Source organism: Halomonas sp. hl-4 (genome assembly GCF_900215475.1).
GTDB lineage: Bacteria > Pseudomonadota > Gammaproteobacteria > Pseudomonadales > Halomonadaceae > Vreelandella.
Genome location: NZ_LT907845.1, coordinates 1,243,189 through 1,263,166, shown reverse-complemented (window position 1 = coordinate 1,263,166; position 19,978 = coordinate 1,243,189). Strand labels below are relative to the sequence as shown.

General features: G+C 59.0%; 21 protein-coding genes. 6 read left to right on the top strand and 15 right to left on the bottom strand.

Features of this window, described 5'->3' with window-relative positions; all coding sequences use genetic code 11:
* The first annotated feature begins 39 nt into the window (after positions 1-39).
* Both CPH17_RS06155 and CPH17_RS06150 read left to right on the top strand, forming a co-directional pair.
* Positions 40-624 (top strand): NlpC/P60 family protein, encoded by a 585-nt coding sequence (locus CPH17_RS06155; protein ID WP_074398524.1) that lies wholly within the window; start codon positions 40-42, stop codon positions 622-624.
* Between the two features lie 40 nt (positions 625-664).
* Positions 665-1,858, top strand: a complete 1,194-nt coding sequence (locus CPH17_RS06150; protein ID WP_074396950.1) for an MFS transporter — start codon at positions 665-667, stop codon at positions 1,856-1,858.
* Here CPH17_RS06150 and CPH17_RS06145 read toward each other — a convergent pair.
* Genes CPH17_RS06145 through CPH17_RS06125 form a run of 5 tightly spaced genes read right to left on the bottom strand, consistent with a single transcriptional unit; the run spans position 1,791 to position 6,631 of the window.
* The gene (locus tag CPH17_RS06145; protein WP_231898085.1) at positions 1,791-2,444 is read right to left on the bottom strand and encodes an ABC transporter ATP-binding protein; all 654 of its coding nucleotides are present in this window, start codon (positions 2,442-2,444) and stop codon (positions 1,791-1,793) included. The two genes, CPH17_RS06150 and CPH17_RS06145, sit on opposite strands and share 68 nt — an antisense overlap.
* Positions 2,437-3,255, bottom strand: coding sequence for an ATP-binding cassette domain-containing protein (locus CPH17_RS06140; RefSeq protein WP_096298613.1), 819 nt, complete (start codon positions 3,253-3,255; stop codon positions 2,437-2,439). The genes CPH17_RS06145 and CPH17_RS06140 overlap by 8 nt, the downstream gene beginning before the upstream one ends.
* 18 nt (positions 3,256-3,273) lie before the next feature.
* Entirely contained in the window at positions 3,274-4,074 is an 801-nt protein-coding gene (locus CPH17_RS06135) for an ABC transporter permease (protein ID WP_074396947.1), read from the bottom strand.
* Positions 4,071-5,051, bottom strand: coding sequence for an ABC transporter permease (locus CPH17_RS06130; protein ID WP_096298611.1), 981 nt, complete (start codon positions 5,049-5,051; stop codon positions 4,071-4,073). The genes CPH17_RS06135 and CPH17_RS06130 overlap by 4 nt, the downstream gene beginning before the upstream one ends.
* A complete protein-coding gene (locus tag CPH17_RS06125; protein ID WP_096298609.1) occupies positions 5,042-6,631 on the bottom strand; it encodes an ABC transporter substrate-binding protein in 1,590 nt (529 codons plus the stop codon). Before CPH17_RS06125 ends, CPH17_RS06130 begins: the two co-directional genes overlap by 10 nt.
* A gap of 98 nt (positions 6,632-6,729) precedes the next feature.
* Between CPH17_RS06125 and nikR the strand changes: the two genes are divergently transcribed.
* Entirely contained in the window at positions 6,730-7,131 is a 402-nt protein-coding gene (nikR, locus tag CPH17_RS06120; protein WP_074396944.1) for a nickel-responsive transcriptional regulator NikR, read from the top strand.
* 76 nt (positions 7,132-7,207) lie between these two features.
* On the opposite strand, the gene CPH17_RS06115 is transcribed toward nikR, so the two are convergent.
* Positions 7,208-7,690 (bottom strand): FKBP-type peptidyl-prolyl cis-trans isomerase, encoded by a 483-nt coding sequence (locus CPH17_RS06115; RefSeq protein WP_074396943.1) that lies wholly within the window; start codon positions 7,688-7,690, stop codon positions 7,208-7,210.
* Positions 7,691-7,862: 172 nt separating this feature from the next.
* Between CPH17_RS06115 and CPH17_RS06110 the strand changes: the two genes are divergently transcribed.
* Positions 7,863-8,141: a hypothetical protein gene (locus CPH17_RS06110; RefSeq protein ID WP_074396942.1), complete on the top strand. Its 279-nt coding sequence runs from the start codon at positions 7,863-7,865 to the stop codon at positions 8,139-8,141.
* A gap of 86 nt (positions 8,142-8,227) precedes the next feature.
* Here CPH17_RS06110 and CPH17_RS06105 read toward each other — a convergent pair whose 3' ends face one another.
* The 9 genes from CPH17_RS06105 to CPH17_RS06065 all read right to left on the bottom strand — a co-directional run bounded on the left by CPH17_RS06105 (position 8,228) and on the right by CPH17_RS06065 (position 16,885).
* Positions 8,228-8,695: a glycine zipper 2TM domain-containing protein gene (locus CPH17_RS06105; RefSeq protein ID WP_074396941.1), complete on the bottom strand. Its 468-nt coding sequence runs from the start codon at positions 8,693-8,695 to the stop codon at positions 8,228-8,230.
* A gap of 250 nt (positions 8,696-8,945) precedes the next feature.
* Positions 8,946-10,544, bottom strand: a complete 1,599-nt coding sequence (locus CPH17_RS06100) for an isocitrate lyase (protein WP_096298607.1) — start codon at positions 10,542-10,544, stop codon at positions 8,946-8,948.
* A gap of 291 nt (positions 10,545-10,835) precedes the next feature.
* Positions 10,836-11,288 carry a GNAT family N-acetyltransferase gene (locus CPH17_RS06095; protein WP_096298605.1) on the bottom strand — a complete coding sequence of 151 codons (453 nt, stop codon included), beginning with the start codon at positions 11,286-11,288 and terminating at the stop codon, positions 10,836-10,838.
* A 1-nt stretch (position 11,289) separates the two neighbouring features.
* On the bottom strand, positions 11,290-12,477 hold the full coding sequence (locus tag CPH17_RS06090; protein ID WP_074396938.1) for a cupin domain-containing protein: 1,188 nt from the start codon (positions 12,475-12,477) through the stop codon (positions 11,290-11,292).
* Positions 12,478-12,547: 70 nt separating this feature from the next.
* Positions 12,548-13,933: an adenylosuccinate lyase gene (gene purB, locus CPH17_RS06085; protein WP_074396937.1), complete on the bottom strand. Its 1,386-nt coding sequence runs from the start codon at positions 13,931-13,933 to the stop codon at positions 12,548-12,550.
* Between the two features lie 43 nt (positions 13,934-13,976).
* A complete protein-coding gene (gene hflD / locus CPH17_RS06080) occupies positions 13,977-14,618 on the bottom strand; it encodes a high frequency lysogenization protein HflD (protein WP_074396936.1) in 642 nt (213 codons plus the stop codon).
* Positions 14,615-15,757, bottom strand: a complete 1,143-nt coding sequence (gene mnmA, locus CPH17_RS06075) for a tRNA 2-thiouridine(34) synthase MnmA (protein WP_074396935.1) — start codon at positions 15,755-15,757, stop codon at positions 14,615-14,617. The genes hflD and mnmA overlap by 4 nt, the downstream gene beginning before the upstream one ends.
* Positions 15,758-15,830: 73 nt before the next feature.
* Positions 15,831-16,274, bottom strand: coding sequence for an NUDIX domain-containing protein (locus tag CPH17_RS06070; RefSeq protein ID WP_074396934.1), 444 nt, complete (start codon positions 16,272-16,274; stop codon positions 15,831-15,833).
* Entirely contained in the window at positions 16,271-16,885 is a 615-nt protein-coding gene (locus CPH17_RS06065) for a pseudouridine synthase (protein ID WP_074396933.1), read from the bottom strand. Before CPH17_RS06065 ends, CPH17_RS06070 begins: the two co-directional genes overlap by 4 nt.
* A gap of 255 nt (positions 16,886-17,140) precedes the next feature.
* Between CPH17_RS06065 and CPH17_RS06060 the strand changes: the two genes are divergently transcribed.
* Positions 17,141-19,375, top strand: a complete 2,235-nt coding sequence (locus CPH17_RS06060) for an NADP-dependent isocitrate dehydrogenase (protein ID WP_074396932.1) — start codon at positions 17,141-17,143, stop codon at positions 19,373-19,375.
* Between the two features lie 232 nt (positions 19,376-19,607).
* Positions 19,608-19,931, top strand: coding sequence for an ATP-dependent Clp protease adapter ClpS (gene clpS / locus CPH17_RS06055; protein WP_441316770.1), 324 nt, complete (start codon positions 19,608-19,610; stop codon positions 19,929-19,931).
* Positions 19,932-19,978: the final 47 nt, after the last annotated feature.

The window sequence follows — 19,978 nt, the reverse complement described above, 5'->3', positions numbered from 1 at the left end:
TCCTTTAGTGTGCCAGCAAGCAGTTGTCTACTCGTGGTGATGCTAAGCGGCTGTGCCGGTAACGCACCTCAAGACGACGCGCCCGATGACTATTTTGCCCGCTCGCTGCCGGGGTTGCCCGCCGACTGGGAAGCGCAGATGTCGCCCCACGATGGAGACAATGCAGCGTTCGGCGACTGGCAGGGTTCCCCCATCGAGCAAGTGCGTGAGGCGCTGTTGTCGCAGCACGAGGAGTGGGTGGGAACGCCGTACCGGCTTGGTGGTACCAGTCAGCGTGGTATCGATTGCTCGGCACTGGTACGTAATATTTTCCGCGATACGTTTGAATTGGATCTGCCGCGCTCCACCCGAGGGCAAATTCACGAGGGACGCTCGATCGACCGCCAATCATTGCGGGCAGGCGATCTGGTCTTCTTCCGTCCACCGGGGGCGTATGACCATGTGGGCATCTATGTTGGCGACGGGCATTTCTTGCATGCCTCTACCTCCAAGGGCGTGATTATCTCGAGCCTGGATAATAGCTACTGGAACCGCTATTACTGGCAGTCGCGGCGGCCGTTAGCGCCCTCGCACCTGGCAAAGCTGAATGACACGCCGCAAACCAGTGCCTCCCGGTCGATGTAAGCAGTGGTAGCCACCCCAGCTTTGTACGATTAGGAATGGAATGATTGAAGCCCATACGCGCGCCTGGTGGCGCGCTACCTTTGCCCTGTGTTTGGGCTCCTTTCTGGTGTTTATCAATCTTTATGCCCCGCAGCCGCTGCTGCCGGGGCTTAAAGAGGCCTATGGCGTGTCTACCCTGGGCGTTAGTTTGTTGATGTCGGTATCGACACTGTCGCTGGCGTTCGCGCTGCTGGTATTCGGGCCGCTTTCCGATGCCATTGGCCGCGAAGGCATTATGCGCATTACCCTGCTGCTGGCCGGTGGCTGCTCGCTGGCCCTGGCGTTTGCCCCTACCTTTGAAAGCCTTTTAGCGCTGCGCTTGGTGCAGGGCTTTGTGCTGGGTGGCTTGCCTGCCGTGGCGATTGCCTGGATGGGCGATGAGTTTGATAAGCCGGCGCTGTTAAGTGCGGTGGGGCTGTATATTGGCGCCAATTCGCTGGGCGGCATCAGCGGGCGCGTGGTGGGTGGCGCGGCAGCCGATATTGGCGGGCCAACGGCGGCGTTTATCACCGTGGGGGTGCTAACGCTGCTGGGCGGCGCGTTGTTCTGGCGCCTGCTGCCGACCAGCCAGGCGTTTCGCCCGCAGCGCTTTCAACTGCGCATTGCGCTGAGTGATCTTGCCGGGCATTTGCGTACCCCGGTATTGCTCGCCGCTTATGCGCTGGGTGGCATCAATTTTCTGATTTTTATCAATCAATACAGCTATATCACGTTTCGGCTTGCAGACGCGCCTTACCAGTTGGCCGCGAGCAGTCTGGGGTTGATTTTTTTGACCTACCTGGGCGGTACCCTGGGCTCTACGCTTTCCGGGCGGCTGGCCAAGCGGTTTTCACCGGCAGCCTGTATGAGCGCCGGGGTGATGATTTTAATGCTGGGCACGGCGATAACGCTGGCCGATTCTCTGCTATTAATTATTGTTGGGCTGACCGTTAATGCCTTTGGGTTTTTTATGGCCCATTCGCTGGCGTCCAGTTGGGTGGGGCGTTACGCCCAGGGCGCGCGGGGCAGCGCCTCGGCGTTGTATCTAGTGTTTTACTACGTGGGCGCAAGCCTGGGTGGTTTTTGGCTGGAACCGTTCTGGCAATGGGCGGGCTGGCAAGGCGTGGCGCTCGCTTCGTGGCTGCTGCTTAGCGTGACGTTGCTTGTGGCGCTTTCGCTGTGGCGCTTTGAGCGCCGTGCAGACGCCCCTCGCTAAGCCGCAGACGGCGAGTGCATAGGCGCTTAAGTAGTGCTTCGTCGTGGCTGATGACCAGCACGCCCAACCCTCGGGCTTCGGCCACTTGGCGTAGCGCCTGCCACAGTGCGAGCTGGGTGAGCGGGTCGAGCATGCTGGAAATCTCGTCGGCCACCAGGTAGCGCACCCCCGGCACGAGCGCCCGCAGGACGTTTACCCGCTGCAATTCGCCGCCGGATAGTGCCTGGGGGTATCGGTTCAGCCAGCCGGGTTCAATCCCAAACGCGTCGCGCAATGCGTAGGGCGGCGTCCAGGCTTCTTCCAAAATGCGTTTGACCCGCCAGCGTGGGTTGACCGCCAACTCCGGTGATTGCGGCAGCCATTGCACGGGCCGTAAGCCGCGTGCCGGTAATGCGGCGCCATCGACCTGCACATAGCCCGCCTGGGGCATAAGATGCCCTGCCAGTAGTTTGCCCAGGGTCGACTTGCCCGCACCGGAATCACCGTTAAGCCCCACCCATTCGCCCGGCGCCAACGACAGCGATACGTCATCAAGAATTGGAGGCTGGTCGGCAAAGCTTGCCTGTAAATGGTGCGCGTTAAGCAACCTGGCTCTCCTGGGGCGCGCGCTCTGGCGTGCTGAAGTGATTGTCGGGTAAGGCTTGCCATAGCGCACGGGCATAGGGGCTTGTCAGGGCGTGGCCCGCGCCTGCAAAGGCGTGGGCAGGCGCGGTTTCAATGCCTCGCCCGTCACGCATCAGGCTCACCTGGTCGGCGATGCGCAGCGCGTGGCGTAAATCGTGGGTAATGATGATTACCGCCTTGCCTTGTTCGGCCAGCGCGCGTAGGGCGTTTAACACCCGGTCGCGCTGCACAGGGTCGAGCCCGACGCTGGGCTCATCAGCAATGATCAACTGTGCGTGGCTCACGTGGGCCATGGCCGTTAACACACGCCGGGCCATGCCGCCGGAGAGCTGGTGGGGAAAGGCGTGCCGGGCGTGTGCATCTAACTGGTAATGGTTGAGTGCGTTTCCTGCGGCTTGCCAGGCATTGCCCCTGGCGTGCCCTGCGCGGTGGGCAGCCCAGCTGACCTGACGCTGGCTGCGCACCAAGGGGTCGAGGGCGTCAAGCGACTGGGGAATCAATGCCAGCTCGCGCCCGCGTAGTTGGCGCTGGCGCTGAGCGGTCAGTGGTGCCTGCTGATAGGTAAGCTCGCCGGTTAGTTTGGCGTTTTTGGGCAGCAGCCCCATGACTGCGTGGGCCAGCAGGCTTTTTCCGGCTCCCGAGGCGCCCACCACCGCGTGCACCTCACCGCGGGCAACGTTCATGCTTAGGCTGTCCAGGCAGGTGGCCCAGCGGCGCTGCCACCAGTTGGCGTAATAGGGCAGTTGTAGGGTTACGTTTTCGATCGACAGCATGTCATCCTCCCTTTCTCCTCATAGCGCCTGGCGCAGATGGCTGGAAAGCCGTTCAAGGCCAAGGACCACCAGCAGCAGCCCAAGCCCGGGAAATACGCCCAGCCACCAAACCCCGTCGCTTAAATAGCGCATGGCGTCGGCCAGCAATACGCCAATGGCGGGCTGGCTGGGGTCCAGCCCCACGCCTAAAAAGGTCAGCGCGGCTTCGTGCAAAATAGCGTGTGGAAACAGCAGCAGTGCCCCTACCACGCATTGGGGTAGCACGTGGGGCAGGCAGTGATAGACCACGATAAAGCGGCGCGACTTACCCAGCGCCCGCGACATGGCGATATAGGGAGCATGGCGAAGCTGCAGTAGCTCAGCGCGCAGTAGCCGCGCCAGACGCGGCCAGTGGGTGACCGCTACGGCGATAATCACCGCATGGGTGCCGCCGCCTAACGCGAACGCAATCAGCAGTAATAAAATCAAATGCGGCACACTGAGTAGCGTATCGATCAACAGGCTCACCAAGGCGTCGAGCTTGCTATTAAGCGTGGCGATAACCGCGAGACTCAGTGCAATCACGCTGCCCAGCAGCGCCGCCAGGCTGCCAACGCCAATGCTCAGGCTTAGCCCCGCCAGCGTGCGCGCCCAGAGCTCGCGGCCCAGAGCATCAGTGCCCAGCCAGTGGTTGAGGCTTGGGGGCGCCAAGCGAGCGTCAAACTGCATCTGACCGGGTATGTCGCCGAGCAGCCAGCGGCTACTGAGTAGCGCGACAAGCATCAGCACCATGACACTGCCGAGCCACAGTACATCGCGCCGGGGTTGTGCGCGGCTCATTGCGGTACCTTTTGCATGCGCGGGTCAATCAGCGCGTAGAGCGTATCGGCGAGTAAGTTACCGATGCTTACGAACAGTGCGGTAAACATTGCAATGCCCAGCAATAGGGGCACATCGCTACGCAGCCCAGCGGCGACGGTTGCTTGCCCCAGGCCTGGGTAGGCGAACACTTGCTCGACGAGTACCGAGCCACCAAACAGTTCACCCAACGAGGCCAATGAAAGGGTTAAAGCGGGCAGGCTGGCATGGCGGATGCCGTGCCGCCAGGCGATATCCAACCGGCTGGCGCCTTGGGCAAAGGCATGCGTGGCAATGCTGGAGTGCATTAGTGCGAGCATGCGGGTGCGGGTATGTAGGGTTATGTTGGCAATGCCCAGCAAGGCAAGCGTTGCCACCGGCAGTATGAGGTGGTGAAGCCGGGTGACAAGGTCGACGTCCTGGCTTCGGGTACCAGTGGGGCCAGCGCAGCACACCGGCGTCCAGCCCAGGTAAACCGAAAATAGCAGCAGCAGTAGCATGGCCAGCCAAAAGGCGGGGGTCGAGGCGGTGAAGTAGGCGTAGGTGCTGATCACCCGGTCCAACATGGAGCCCTCTTTGGCACCGGCGATGACCCCCAGGGCGAACCCTAGCAGCGTGGCAAGCAGCCAGGCGCTGCCGAGCAGGGCGATAGAGCGTTGAAAGCGTTGGCCGATTACCTCGCTCACCGGTTGGTTATAGATATGGCTGATACCCAGATCACCGTGCAGAAGTTGGCTCATCCAGTGGCCAAACTGAACCACGGGGGGCGCGTCAAACCCCCAGCGCTGGGCAATAAGCGCCCGTTGTTCAGGGCTTACCTGCGCCATTTGTGGCCCCAGATAAGCGTCCACCGGGTCGATGGGTGACAGCATCATCAAGCCAAACGACACCGCAGCCACGCACACCAGCACCAGCGCGAGGCGCAGCAGGCGAACGGCCGCGAAGGCGATTAGTCGCACGTCCAGCGCCAGTCGAGCAGGTTAGCGGTAACCGGCCAGCCGTGGCCGTGGGGGGCAACGCCCAGGGTGCCAAGGTCGAGGCATCGGTCGGCGGTGTAAACGTGTTCCAGGTTGACCATCCACGCCCAGGTGGCCTCACCGCGCACGCCGTAGCCGGTGTCGCCGTCCCACTGGGCGGCTTGCCAGTGCTCCGCGGCCTGTTCTGCACTGGCGGCTTGCTGGGCGTCATCCAGGTGGTCGTCCACGCTGGGGTTGGCGTAAAAGCCGCTGTTGTAAAAGCCGTTGCCGCTATGCTGGCTGTGGAACAGGTAATAGATTTCCTGCGGGCTATGGCTGCCAAATCCCATCACCACCGCATCTTGGTGGAGGGCTTCGCGCTGTATCTCGTCCCAGTGGCGGGCGGTAGGCTGCATCTCGATGCCCAGCGGGCGGACCATTTGCGCGCTAATTTCTGCCAGCCGTTGCCGGGTGGTGTCGCCGGCGGGGTAGGTCAGTTTGAAGCGGGCAGGCTGGCCGTCTTTTTCGCGCAGGTTGTCGTCGCTTTGCTGCCAGCCGGCGTTGTCGAGTAACGCCGCTGCACGTTCGAGATCGGGGGCATCCAGCGTTTCGTCGGAGTCGCTCCACGGCAGGCCGTCGGCGGGGCCAAACGCTGGGCGGCCGTAGCCTTCGAGCGCCACATCCACCAGGGTGTCGCGGTCGAGCGCCAGGTTGATCGCTTGGCGAATGGCAATATCGGCAGTGACATCATTGCCGATGGGCGCGCCGTTATCCGCGGTTTCGCCGTTGTCGGGCTGCATGGGAAATAAAATGCCGCGGTTATCGACGCTCTCCATCACCACGCGGCGCATGTGCGAGGGCAACCGGTTAGCAAGTGCAGGCGGCAGGGCGGCCAGGTCCACTTCACCTGCGCGAACGGCATTCAGGGTGGTATCCTCGCCGGTGAACAAAAACACCAGCCGCTCAAACGGCGGCGTGGGGCCATAAAAGTGTGGGTTACGCTCGACAATCAGTTGCTCGCCCTCTTGCCACTCCACCAGTCGATATGGCCCGGAACCTAGCGGGTCGCGGCCATAGTTATCGTCGTAGCCGTTGTCGCGCGCGGCGCTGGGGACGATTCCTAGGGTCATTAGCTGGTCGATAAAGGTAATGCGCGGCTCGCGGAGCGTCAGGGTGACGGTTTGTGAGTCGATGGCCTCGGCGCTTTCCAGCGCGCTGAGGTCAGCCCGGCCACCGGCCTCGGCGGCAGCATTAAAGGTAAAGGCGACATCGTCGGCGTTAAGTCGGGTGCCATCGGCAAAACGAACGTCATCGCGCAGTGTCAATGTCCAGGTCAGACGGTCCTCGGACAGCGACCAGTCGGTGGCCACTTGTGGCTGCGGGGATAAGTCGCGACCCCGCGAGAGCAATGTCGATTGAAATAGCGGGTTGCCATACTGCCCCCAGCCGAGCAGCGGGTCGAAGCCTTGTTCCGGCTCTCCGCCAATGGCCATCACGAGCTGCTGTTTTGTCTCGGCGGCGTTCGCCCCGGTGACGCAACCAAGCGCCAAGCCAAGTAGAATAGCCTTGGAGGGGAGAGACATGGCGGTGTCCTTATTAGCGACTGGGTATGATGTTTTTAGATTAACATCATACTGGCGAGGCAGAAAGGCGCACATATTTTCATTAGAAGGGGGTGTGCATGCAGCGAGTAACGGTAACGCTTGACGAAGAATTGCTGGCAGAAGTGGATACGCTAATGCGTGAGCGGGGCTATCAGAATCGCTCGGAAGCGATCCGCGATTTAGCCCGCAGTGGACTCAACCAGGTGAAGCAAGAAGCGGCCCCCGAGACACCCTGTATGGGAGCGTTGGTATATGTCTATGACCACGCCGCGCGTGAGCTTTCCAAGCGCTTAACGCGGCATTCCCATGACCACCACGACCTGACGCTGTCGACGCTTCACGTGCATATTAATCACGACAGTTGCCTGGAGGTAGCGCTATTGAAGGGGCAGGGTGCAGCGCTCAAACAGTTCGCTGCCGAAGTGACCTCATCGCGCAGCGTTCGTCACGGCCAACTGGTATTGATTCCTGAGGAGTAAAGCATAAAAAAGGCGACCGCTTGGGTCGCCTTTTCGCATGTCACGCGTGGGCTGATGAACAGCCCAGGGGAAGAGCTTAGTGCTCTACGCCGCCTTCGCCGTGAACATGGCCGTGCTCAACTTCTTCTTCGCTGGCTTCGCGTACTTCGGCGATTTCAACGTCAAAGTTGAGGTGCTGACCGGCTAGCGGATGGTTGCCGTCGACGACGACGGTGTCGCCTTCGACTTTCTTAACGGTAACCATTAGCGGGCCGCCTTGGGTCTGCGCCTGGAACTGCATGCCCGGCTCGACGCTTTCAACACCTTGGAAAGCATCGCGCGGAACTTCTTGCATGAGCTGTTCCTGAACTTCGCCGTAACCCTCTTCCGGGGTCACTTTAACGTTCAGCTTTTCGCCAGCACCGTGGCCTTCAAGCTCTTTTTCCAGGCCAGGAATAATGTTGCCTGAACCATGGAGGTAGGTGAGTGGCTCGCGGCCTTCGGAACTGTCTAGCACTTCACCCTCATCATTGGTTAAGGTGTAGTGGAACGCGACAACCGAGTTTTGCGCAATTTGCATTAAATAACCTTTCGGTGAGTGCATGTCCCAACATGGTAACGCGTGAGCGCTGGCTTGTCAGGGGGTAGAAGGGGATTTTCCGTCTCTCATCTTTTGGCGGTATTGCGCCCTGGATTGTGCAGGGCTACCCTAGCCGAACACTTTTTCCGCCGCACCTTCTACGGAGCATGACATGACCTTATTACTGATTTGGCTGATCGCCTTTGTGCTGATTGGTTATTTTGTTAATCAGCGCTGGCAAACCGTGAGCGCTGGGCTGGATAAAATGCTGCCCGCTGCGCTGAAAACCCACGGTGATAATCGCTGGCTGTGGGTATCGGCCCTGGCCGTGCTGGGCGCGACCACGCTGGTACGCCCGGTAGATGTTCTGCTAGTTGCCATTCTGCTGGGCATTATCGGTTTGGTGGTATTTAAACTGATTAACTGGGCATCCAGTAAAGCGCCTCATTAAGCCAGTCCGTGGATTAAGTTGGTGAAACAAAAAGCGCCCCGTCAGCGATGCTGGCGGGGCGCTTTGCTATACCGACGCTTCGCTAATTAGTAGGGGGCGACACTTGCGTTGGCGCCGTTGCCAATCAGGCGAACTTTTTGACCGGGCTGGAAATCGCGGTCAGCACGTTGAACGACAACCACATCGCTGCCGTCTTCCAGGCGGATTTCCATTTCCAGTGCGTCAATACGGTTGGCGCGGTCTTCGGCAGCGGTACCGGCAATGGAGCCACCCAGCGCACCAGCAACGGTGGCGAGTTGCCGACCAGAGCCGCCGCCTACTTGGTTACCCAGCAGGCCGCCGATAATCGCGCCGCCGCCACCGCCTAGCAGGCCGCCCGTGCGGCTATCCGCTTGGATTTTTACCGGACGTACCGCCGCAATAGTGCCAATCCTGACACTTTGGCTGGTCTTGGCTTGATTACCGCTGTACACATCGCCCGAATAGCCCGATGTATTGGCGCAACCAGCGAGAACGAGAACGCTGAGTGCGGCGATAGGGAGTAAACGCTTCATGGAAACCTCCGAGAGGGTCGCTTAGCCAACCCGTTAGCTACGGGACATGTGACTAAATTATAGAACAGTGTTCGTTAACAACATACTCAATATTGCTCAGGTTGCAAAGCAGTTTGTTGAGAATAAAAGTAATGATAGCGAGTGTAGTCGCTGATTAAGAAAATAGTGTGCAAAACTAGGTGAAAAAAACGCCCAGAAGGTCAAACCTGCTGGGCGTTGGTACGGCTAGCGAATTGGCTCGGGGTGAGTATTAGCCAAACTGGTTCATGGTGTTGTCTTTGCCGCCTGCTTTCAGCGCGGCGTCACCGTGGAAGAACTCTTTATGATCATCGCCGATGTTGGAGCCAGCCATGTCCTGGTGGCGAACTGTGGCGATGCCCTGGCGGATTTCCTCGCGCTGAACTTTCTTGACGTAGGCCAGCATGCCTTCGTCACCGAAGTAGTCCTTAGCCAGATTGTCGGTAGACAGCGCCGCGGTGTGGTAGGTGGGCAGGGTAATCAGGTGGTGGAAGATGCCCGCTTCCCGCGCGCCGTCGCGCTGGAAGTTACGCGTCCACTCGTCGGCAAGCTGACCAAGCTCAGTGTTGTCGTACTCGACGCTCATCAGCTTGTCGCGCTCGTAGGCCGAGACGTCCTTGCCTTCTTTTTCCCAGGCATCGAACACTTGCTGGCGGAAGTTCAACGTCCAGTTGAACGACGGTGAGTTGTTGTAGACCAGCTTGGCATCTGGGCAGACTTCGCGGATGCGGTTGACCATCGACGCGATCTGGCCAACGTGGGGTTTTTCGGTTTCGATCCATAGCAAGTCAGCGCCGTTTTGCAGGCTGGTGATGCAGTCGAGTATCACGCGGTCTTCGCCGGTACCGGGCTTGAACTGGTAAAGGCCGGAGGCCAGGCGCTTGGGCTTGACCAGTTTGCCGTTCTGCTTGATGACCACGTCGCCGTTGTTGATGTCGGAGGCCGATTCGATCACGTCGCCATCCAGGAAGCTGTTGTACTGGTCGCCCAGGTCGCCCGGTTCGTTGGTCACGGCGATCTTCTGGGTAAGGCCCGCCCCCAGCGAGTCGGTACGTGCCACGATGACGCCGTCTTCGACGCCCAGCTCGAGGAAGGCGTAGCGGACGGCGTTGATCTTGGCGATGAAGTCTTCGTGGGGCACGGTGACCTTGCCGTCCTGGTGGCCGCACTGCTTCTCGTCGGATACCTGGTTTTCCAACTGGATGCAGCAGGCACCGGCTTCGATGAACTTCTTGGCCAGCAGGTAGGTGGCCTCGGCGTTGCCAAAGCCAGCGTCGATGTCGGCAATGATCGGCACGATGTGGGTTTCGTGGTTGTCGATCTGGCTGATCAGTTCCTGCTCCTTGGCTTTGACGCCAGCCTCTTTGGCGTCGTCCAGCGCGCGGAAGAGGTGGTTGAGCTCCCACGAATCGGCCTGCTTGAGGAAGGTGTAGAGCTCTTCGATCAGATTGGCGACCGAGGTTTTCTCGTGCATGGACTGGTCGGGCAGCGGGCCGAACTCGGAGCGCAGGGCGGCAACCATCCAGCCGGAGAGGTAGAGGTAGCTGCGTTTGGTGGTGCCGAAGTGCTTCTTGATGGAAATCATCTTCTGCTGGCCGATAAAGCCGTGCCAGCAACCTAGTGATTGGGTGTAGTTGGCGGTGTCGGCATCGTAGGCGGCCATGTCGTCGCGCATGATCTTGGCGGTGTAGCGGGCGATGTCCAGGCCGGTGTGAAAGCGGTTCTGGGCACGCATACGCGCGGCGTATTCAGGCTTGATGTTGTCCCATTTGCCGCCTTGTGCTTCGCGTAGTTGGGCCAGTGCCTTGATCTCTTCAAGTAGTCCAGTCATGAGCTAATCCCTCCGGGGTTGTGATAACGATGCGCACGTTAGCAGTTTCTTATGCTGCACCTGCGAAGTCATTTTCAGCATCGTTCAATTCGCTTGGCGTGTCTTTAAGAAATAAGTCTCTTAATAGAACGTCGTAAGCGCGGTGATTTCGGGCAGGCCATGTGGCACTGCAGTAAAACCACTATCCCCGAAGGCGAGGTAGGCAACAATTGACACTTGGGGGCAGGCAGCGTTGTAGCCCGACTACAGCCGGGTAACAAAGCGGTGGGATTGTGTAGTGGAATTTCGCAACTAGCGAGCAGGCGATGGGCTGAGGGTAAGGGTCATCTCACGATGGGGAATGCCTGCGTCCATGAAGATGTCGCCGTGGGCGGTGAAGCCGAGCCGTTCGTAGAACGCCAGCGCATGGAGCTGCGCGCTGAGCGCTACTTGAGGGTGGCCAAGACGCTGGGCACAGGCGATGGCGGCGGCCATTAATTGGCCGCCGATGCCTGATCCGCGTGCCTCGGCAAGCACTGCCACGCGGCCAATATGGCCGTCGGGCAGTAGCCGCGCGGTGCCTACTGGTTGGTCGTTAAGATAGGCAACAAAGTGACGGCAGGCTGGGTCCTGGCCGTCCCATTCTTCGTCTTGGGGCACCTGCTGTTCGTCGATGAACACTACGCGGCGAATAGGGCTTGCGATGTTGCCGAGCAACGACCATTCACCCTCTTGGATATTCACCGGTAGAGCGTCGCGGGGCATGTTATTCGTCGTCGTCGCCATCGTCGTCATGTAACCAGCTTAGGCTGCCGGCGTTGACCAACTGGGTAATGAGCGATTTGGCGCCTGGCAATTCCAGCACATCCTCGTGAAGCGGTGCGGTTGACGCCAGGCGCTGTGCCAGCGCTTCCGAGCAGGCATAGCCTTCACCGTCGGCGAACAGCGTGGTGGCGTTACCCTCGCTGCGCCAGGCGAAGCGTGAGCCGGGCATGTGGTATAGCGGCTCGCCTTCTTGTAGCTGAGCAACAAGGTTGGCTTCGGTCATGGGAGGGTCAAGCGGTACGACTTGGTCGACATACTTGGGTTGAGTCATCACGCGGCCGAACCACTGGGCGATTTGCTGTGGATTATCCAGCGTCGACACGATTAGCTGGCGCATACGCTCTACTGCGGCATCGTCGAGCTCGCCGCTGTGTTCTGCGGGCGTGAGTTCGGGGTCGGCGTAGCGCAGGGAGGCGGGCAGCTGTTCGCCCAGGAAATCGGCGTAGGACGTGACCGCTTCGTCGGCCGAGGGTGCGCGGAAGCCTACCGACATGGTCATGCAGTCTTCCGTTTGGCTAACGCCGTGATGGGCCCAGCCTGGCGGTAAGTAGAGCATGTCGCCGGGTTCCAACACCCAGTCGGAGTCTTCTTCAACCGCGAAGGTTTCCAGGATACGCAGGTCAATGCCCTGAATAATCGGCGCGTCATCACCGGGTTGGCCACCCAGTTGCCAGCGGCGTTGGCCACTGGCCTGAAACAGGAACACATCGTACTGGTCGACATGGGGACCGACGCTGCCGCCGGGCGGAGCATAGCTGATCATCACGTCGTCTAGTCGCCAGCGGGGCAGAAAATCGAATTCATCCAACAGGGCGGCCACCGACGGCAGATAGTGATCCACGGCTTGAACCAACAGACTCCAGTGGCCGTTGGGCAGGCGCTCAAAGGTGGCTTCATCGAAAGGCCCGTGGGATACCTCCCATGCGCCGTTGGGGCCTTTTTCTTCCACCAGACGCGCCTCTATGCCGGGCTCGCAGGCAAGTCCTGCCAGCTCGTCGGGTTCGATGGGGCTGATAAAGTCAGGCATTGCCCCGCGGATCAGCAGCGGTTTTTGTTGCCAGTAGCTCGCCAAGAATTCTGCTGGGGTCAAGTCGCCTAGCAAGGTAAGTGGCTTATCGGAAGGGTGCATGACGTTATCCTAGCGCGAAGATTCGCAGTGTAAGCAGTTGGTTAAAACCGATGTAAGGGCCAAAACCGGATTATAGTGCATCCAATCGTTGACGTAGCGCATTTGCCTGGGCTTCGGCGTCGCCGATGTAACTTGCCGGTGACATTGCCTTCAGCTCGGTTTTGACGTCGTCGGGTAGCGCCAGGGTATCGATAAAGGCGGCAAAGCCAGCCTGGTCGATGCGCTTGCCCCGGGTCAACTCTTTGAGCTTTTCGTAAGGCTTTTCAATACCGTAGCGGCGCATGACGGTTTGAATCGGCTCGGCGAGCACTTCCCAACTGTTGTCCAGGTCGCTGTCCAGACGTTCAGGATTGGCTTCCAGCTTGCTGATGCCCTTGAGGCTGGCGTGATAGCCAATCAGCCCGTAGGCCAGGCCCACGCCCAGGTTGCGCAGCACGGTGGAATCGGTCAAATCGCGCTGCCAGCGCGAGATCGGCAGCTTTTGCGCCAGGTGGCCGAGTACCGCGTTGGCCAAGCCAAGGTTGCCTTCCGAGTTTTCAAAGTCGATGGGGTTGACCTTGTGCGGCATGGTCGACGAGCCGATTTCACCTTCCACGGTGCGCTGCTTGAAGTAGCCAAGCGAAATGTAGCCCCAGACGTCGCGGTCAAAATCGATCAGGATGGTGTTGAAGCGACAGATGGCGTCGAATAGCTCGGCGATGTAGTCGTGGGGTTCGATCTGGGTGGTGTAGGGGTTGAAGCTCAGCCCCAGGCCTTCCACGAAAGTTCGCGCATTGGCTTCCCAGTCGATTTCGGGATAGGTCGCCAGATGAGCGTTGTAGTTGCCCACGGCGCCGTTGATTTTGCCCAGAATCTCGACGCGCTCGATCTGCTTGAGCTGGCGCTTGAGGCGATAAGCCACGTTGGCCATTTCCTTGCCAAGCGTCGTGGGGCTGGCGGTTTGCCCGTGGGTGCGCGACAGCATCGGTTGGCCGGCATGGGTGATGGCCAGTGCGGTGATATCGTCGGCAACGTTATGCATGACGGGTAGCAATGCTTGGAGGCCATCGGCCAGCATTACGCCGTAGGACAGGTTGTTGATGTCTTCCGAGGTGCAGGCAAAGTGGATGAATTCAGTCACCGCATGCAGTTCGCTGTTGTCGGCAATTTTCTCTTTGAGAAAGTACTCCACCGCTTTGACGTCGTGGTTGGTGGTGCGCTCAATGTCCTTGATACGCTCAGCGTCGGCCACGGAAAAGTCGCGGATCAACGCTTCAAGAAACGCCGTCGCCTGGGCGGAAAGCGGCGGTACTTCGACGATTTGGTTGTGTTCGGCGAGCCGCTGCAGCCAGCGGACTTCCACGATGACCCGAGCGCGGATCAGGCCGAATTCGCTGAAATGTTCGCGCAGCGCGGCGGCTTTGCTGGCGTAGCGGCCGTCAACGGGGGAAAGAGCGGTCAAAGCAGAGAGTTGCATGGCTTGGTTTCCAGTTCTGAAAGCGATTAGGGGTAAAGGGACGTTATTTCAAGTCATCCAGCGCGCGACGCAGGGCTTTGCGTTGGAACATCAGTTTCCAGCGTCGGCCGCCTTGCTGATGCCATAGCAGCGCAAAACGAATGCCGGCCATCAAACAGGCGCGCACACGCTCGGGCATCATGCGGGTTTGCAACAGCGAGGGGTCGCCCTGAACCACAATGCGGTTTTTAAACGTCGAGATGGTCTCCTGGTAGGCTTCGCCCAGACTTGCGACCACGTTTTCATGGGTGGCACCAAAGTGTTCCGCCTGACCTTGTATATGGCTCAACTTCTGCCCCAGGGTATCCATCATGTTGCGGTTGTTGCGCAGCTTGTTCATCAATAGCAGTATCGAAAAGCCATAGCGTAGCACCACCGGATTGGCCTGTTCCCGGCCGACCAGCATTTCGAGAGTATCCAATCCCTGGCGCAGGTTGTTGGGGTGGCCGCCGTAGATTGCTTCAAAACTTTCCGGGTTAGGGTCGCTAGTCGCTTGGATAAGCGTTTCCCAGGCGCGCGGCTCTACTTGGCCCGTGCGGGCCAGTTCGTCCACCAGGCTTGCGGCCTGAAAGACCCCTGCTAGCGCCAGTGCTTGGCGCGCGGCCGGGGTTTCCGGCGCGCGATGAATGGGCGTGGTAGGGCTCATGTGGCTGCCTCGGTTGCCTTCCATGTGGAGTGAATCACACCGCCGCCCAGGCAAATATCGCCGTCGTAGAGAACGAGCGACTGACCTGGGGTTACGGCGCGTTGGGGATCGTCGAAATGTACCTCGACGCTGCCATCAGGCTTGGCAATTATCTCGCAGCCTCGATCGCTCTGGCGGTAGCGGGTTTTAGCCGTGAAGCGCCCTTGGGTGACCGGTGGCTCACCGGCGACCCAGTCCATCGGCTCGGTGACCAGCGCATCGCTATAGAGCAGCGAATGATGCTTACCTTGCACGGCTACCAGCACGTTGCGTTCCAGATCTTTCTGGGCGACATACCACGGGTCTTCGGAATAGTTGGCCAAGCCGCCAATGCCGAGCCCCTGGCGTTGGCCGAGGGTGTAATACATCAGCCCCATATGCTCGCCGATCACATCGCCCTCGGGGGTTTCGATGGTGCCGGGCTGGGCGGGCAGGTATTGCTTGAGAAAGTCGCGAAAGCGGCGTTCGCCGATAAAGCAGATGCCGGTGGAGTCTTTCTTCTTGGCGGTGATTAGATCGTGCTGCTCGGCCAGCGCGCGCACCGCAGGCTTTTCCAGCTCACCCACCGGAAATAGCGTGCGCGCAATGGCAGCTTCGGGCACGGCATGCAGGAAGTAGCTCTGGTCCTTGTTGCCGTCCAGGCCTTTTAACAGGCGGGGGCGACCTTCCCGGGTGCCTTCACGAACATAGTGACCGGTGGCGATTTTCTCCGCGCCGAGCATCTCCGCGTATTCAAGAAACACTTTAAATTTTATTTCGCGGTTGCACAGAATATCCGGATTAGGTGTACGGCCCGCTTTGTACTCGGCGAGAAAGTGCTCAAAAACGTTATCCCAGTATTCGGCGGCAAAATTGGCCGTATGCAGCTTAATGCCAAGCTTGGCGCACACCGCTTCGGCGTCGGCGAGGTCTTCCTTCGCCGTGCAGTACTCCGTGCCGTCGTCTTCGTCCCAGTTTTTCATGAACAGGCCTTCCACGTCGTAGCCCTGTTGTAGTAACAACAAGGCCGATACGGAAGAGTCAACGCCGCCGGACATGCCGACAATCACTTTGCCGGTCGCAGACGCCGTGGGCGTGGAGGTGCCAGTGGTGGATGTCATCGCCATCCTCGGTTGGAGTGGTATGCAATTGGGCGGTGATTATACACGATGCAGCCATGGCGCTTCGAGTGCTTCACTCGCGGATTACCTCTAGGGGGTAATGGTGGTGTTGCATGGCATCTTCAATGCGGGTGACCACCAGAGGACTGCGCAATCGCCCAGCGTGATTGAGCGCCTGAATTTCATCCAGTGTCAGCCAGTGGGTGGCGGTAATGTCACGATCCAGCGGGGTATCCAGAAACGTCTTGGGCGTGGCGATAAAGCCGTGGCTGTGAAAGGTTTTTCCCTGGGGCGTATGGAAAATGTAAAGCCCCAGGTAGCCGGTGAGCGTGACCTGCCAAGCGGTTTCTTCGGCGACCTCGCGCAAGATGGCGGTGATAGGCCCTTCGCCGGGTTCGATATGCCCGGCCGGCTGGTTGAACACGGTGGTAGGGCCGCCGCGGGCTTCCTCGACCATTAGAAAGCGTTCGCCCTGTTGAATTACGCAGGCCGCTGTGCTGTGAATCGTCTGTTTCATGACCGCTTGCGCCCTGATGCGGGCCGTTTGCGCTGGGTTGGGCGCTGATTGGGCTTCGCCGCGCGCGGCGCATGCAGGGTTTCGTGACGCCATTCGCCTGGCGCCAGTTCGCCCAACTGCCAAGGGCCGATTGCAGCGCGAATCAGACGCAGCGTGGGGAAGCCGACGTGGGCGGTCATGCGTCGCACCTGGCGGTTGCGGCCTTCGCTGATTGTCAGCTCCAGCCAGCTGGTGGATGGGTGGCGCTTAGGGTCAATGGCCGGGTGGCGCGGGGCGATGTTGGGTGGGTCGATACGCCGCGCCTTGGCAGGCAGCGTGGGCCCGTCTTTTAGCGCCACGCCGCTTTTCAGCGCGTGTAGGGCGTCGTCGTCGATTCGCCCTTCGAGCTGAACCCAGTAGGTTTTCGGTTGTTTATGGCGCGGATGGGCAATGCGGTGAATCAGGCTGCCATCATCGCTGAGCAGCAGCAGGCCTTCCGAGTCGTAGTCGAGCCGACCGGCGGCATAAACGTCTGGCACGTCAATCACATCCGCCAGGGTGGCGCGGCCCTGGGGGTCGGTGAACTGGGACAGCATGCGGTAGGGTTTATGCAGTAAATATAGGTTGCTCATTGTCTCGTTTGGGCTGCCCTTGATTTGTCGACAATCGCTCATGCGGTTAAAGTGCAGCGCTGGTATACTCCTGCGTGACCGCTGGGGTCGTCGTCACCACCACCGATAAACCACCTTGTGGCTTTTATTAATCACCATGTGATGGGAGGAGCTACCAAAAGCTCCGCACGCTTCGCGATAAGGTTTCTTGCTCAATGAGCCGCGACGCTTAAGAATTTATAATCACAGCGACAGAGAAAAGAGGTTAACGCAAAAATGTCCAAAACGCCGAAGATCATTTATACGCTCACCGACGAGGCCCCCGCGCTCGCGACCTATTCGTTGTTACCGATTATTGATGCCTTTACCGACTCGGCGGGCATTATCGTTGAGACGCGCGATATTTCTCTCGCTGCCCGCGTGCTTTCCCAATTCCCTGATCTGCTCAGCGATGAACAGCGCGTCAGCGATGACCTGGCCGAGCTTGGCCAATTGGCCACCACGCCTGAAGCCAATATCATCAAACTGCCCAATATCAGTGCATCAGGCCCGCAGTTGAAGGCGACCATCAAAGAGCTTCAGAGCCAGGGCTACCCGCTGCCCGACTACCCGGACGAGCCGAAGAACGACGAGGAAACCTCGATCAAGGCGCGTTACGACAAGGCCAAGGGCAGTGCGGTCAACCCGGTACTGCGCGAGGGTAACTCTGATCGCCGTGCGCCGAAGTCGGTTAAGAACTACGCGCGTAAATACCCGCATCGTATGGGCGAGTGGAGCGCTGATTCGAAGTCGCACGTGGCTCACATGAGCGAAGGCGATTTCTACGCCAGCGAGCAGTCCACGGTGATTAAAAACGCCAGCAAGCTCAAGATCGATCTGGCCCAGAAAGACGGTACTCACACCGTTTTGAAAGAAGGCCTTGCCGTGCAGGAAGGAGAGGTGATCGACGCGGCCTGCATGAGCAGCCGCCGCCTGCGCAATTTTATCGACAGCCAGATCAAAGACGCCAAGAAAGATAACGTGCTGTTTTCCCTGCACCTGAAAGCCACCATGATGAAGGTTTCCGACCCGATCATGTTTGGCATGGTGGTAGAGGAATTCTACAAAGACGTTCTCGAAAAGCACGCCGACGCGCTTAAACTGTCGGGCTTCAATCCCAATAGCGGTATTGGCGATCTTTACAGCGCGATTGAAAAGCTGCCCGCTGAACAGCAGGCAACCATCAAGGCCGATATCGAGGCGCTCTACAAAGAGCGTCCACCGATGGCGATGGTCAACTCGCACAAAGGTATTACCAACCTGCACGTACCCAGCGACGTGATTATCGACGCCTCGATGCCCGCGATGATTCGCGATTCGGGCAAGATGTGGAACGCTAACGACGAGCTGCAGGATACCAAGGCGGTAATTCCGGATCGCTGCTATGCGACCATTTATCAGGCAGTGATTGAAGACTGCAAGAAAAATGGTGCTTTCGACCCGACCACCATGGGCAGCGTGCCTAACGTTGGTTTGATGGCCCAGAAAGCGGAAGAGTACGGCTCCCACGACAAGACCTTCCAGATTCCTGCCGATGGCACCGTGGTAGTGACCGACGAAAACGGCCACACGCTGTTTAGCCACGACGTTGAAGCGGGCGATATCTGGCGCATGTGCCAGACCAAGGACGCGCCGATCCAGGATTGGGTCAAACTGGCAGTGACCCGGGCGCGGGAAAGCGGCTCGCCGGCGATTTTCTGGCTCGACGCCAACCGTGCTCACGATGCGCAACTGATCAACAAAGTCGAAACCTACCTGAAAGACCACGACACCAACGGCCTGGATATTCGAATTCTGTCGCCGGTGGAGGCCATGAAGGTATCGCTTGAGCGTATTCGCAAGGGCGAAGACACCATTTCGGTCACCGGTAACGTACTGCGCGACTACCTAACCGACCTGTTCCCGATTATGGAACTGGGCACCAGCGCCAAGATGCTCTCGATTGTACCGCTGATGAATGGCGGTGGGCTGTTTGAGACGGGTGCGGGCGGTTCTGCGCCGAAGCACGTCCAGCAGTTCCTGGAAGAGAATCACCTGCGCTGGGATTCACTGGGCGAATTCTTGGCCCTGGCGGCGTCGCTTGAACACTTGGGCAGCACCTTTGGTAATGCCCGCGCTAAGCTGTTGGCTAATGCGCTTGATGAAGCCAACGGTCAGTTCCTGGACAGCAATAAGTCACCGTCGCGTAAGGTAGGCGAATTGGACAACCGAGGCAGTCACTTCTACTTGGCGCTATACTGGGCAGAAGCACTGGCCGCGCAAGACGAAGATGCCGAGATGAAGACGCTGTTTGCACGTCTGGCGGAAACGCTCAAAGCCAACGAAGCGACGATTGTTGATGAGCTCAACAGCGTTCAAGGGCAGCCAGTTGATATTGAAGGTTATTTCCGTCCAAGTGGCGAACGGGCTAGCCAAGCCATGCGCCCGAGTAAAACGCTCAACAACGCATTGGCGATGGTCGCTGCCGACTAACGCAGTTCGATTCCGTAGCGTTAAGCCCTCGCCCGCTTGTCGGGCGGGGGTTTTTTGTCCGGCACGATGTGATAATTTTGATTTTTCCATGAACCCTTGCTGATTGCGCACGTCTGACTATATAGCACATCGCTACCTAGGACGTTGCCCGTCGGCCGAGAGATGATAAACCTTGCTGCTTATGCCCCATACCGACAGTTCATACCCGGAGGCGTCTTCGCTTGAAGCGGGCATGACGCGCCCCGATATGCCTGAATACGATGACGACCTGACGGTGCAGTCTGCCGAGCCTGAGCTGGCTCAGCCGCCGCTATTTAAGGTGGTGCTTCACAACGATGACTTTACGCCGATGGAGTTTGTCATCGAAGTGCTGCAAGGCTTCTTTAACATGGACAGTGAAAAAGCCGTCCAGGTGATGTTAGCGGTGCATACTCAGGGGAAAGCTACCTGTGGTGTGTTTACCCGCGATATTGCTGAAACTAAAAGTTACCAAGTGAATGAATACGCCCGTGAGTGCGAGCATCCTTTAATGAGCGACATTGAAGCCGCCGATTGAGAGCGTTGAAAAAAATCGGTAGGTGGGCTTGCAACTGTTCGATTTGT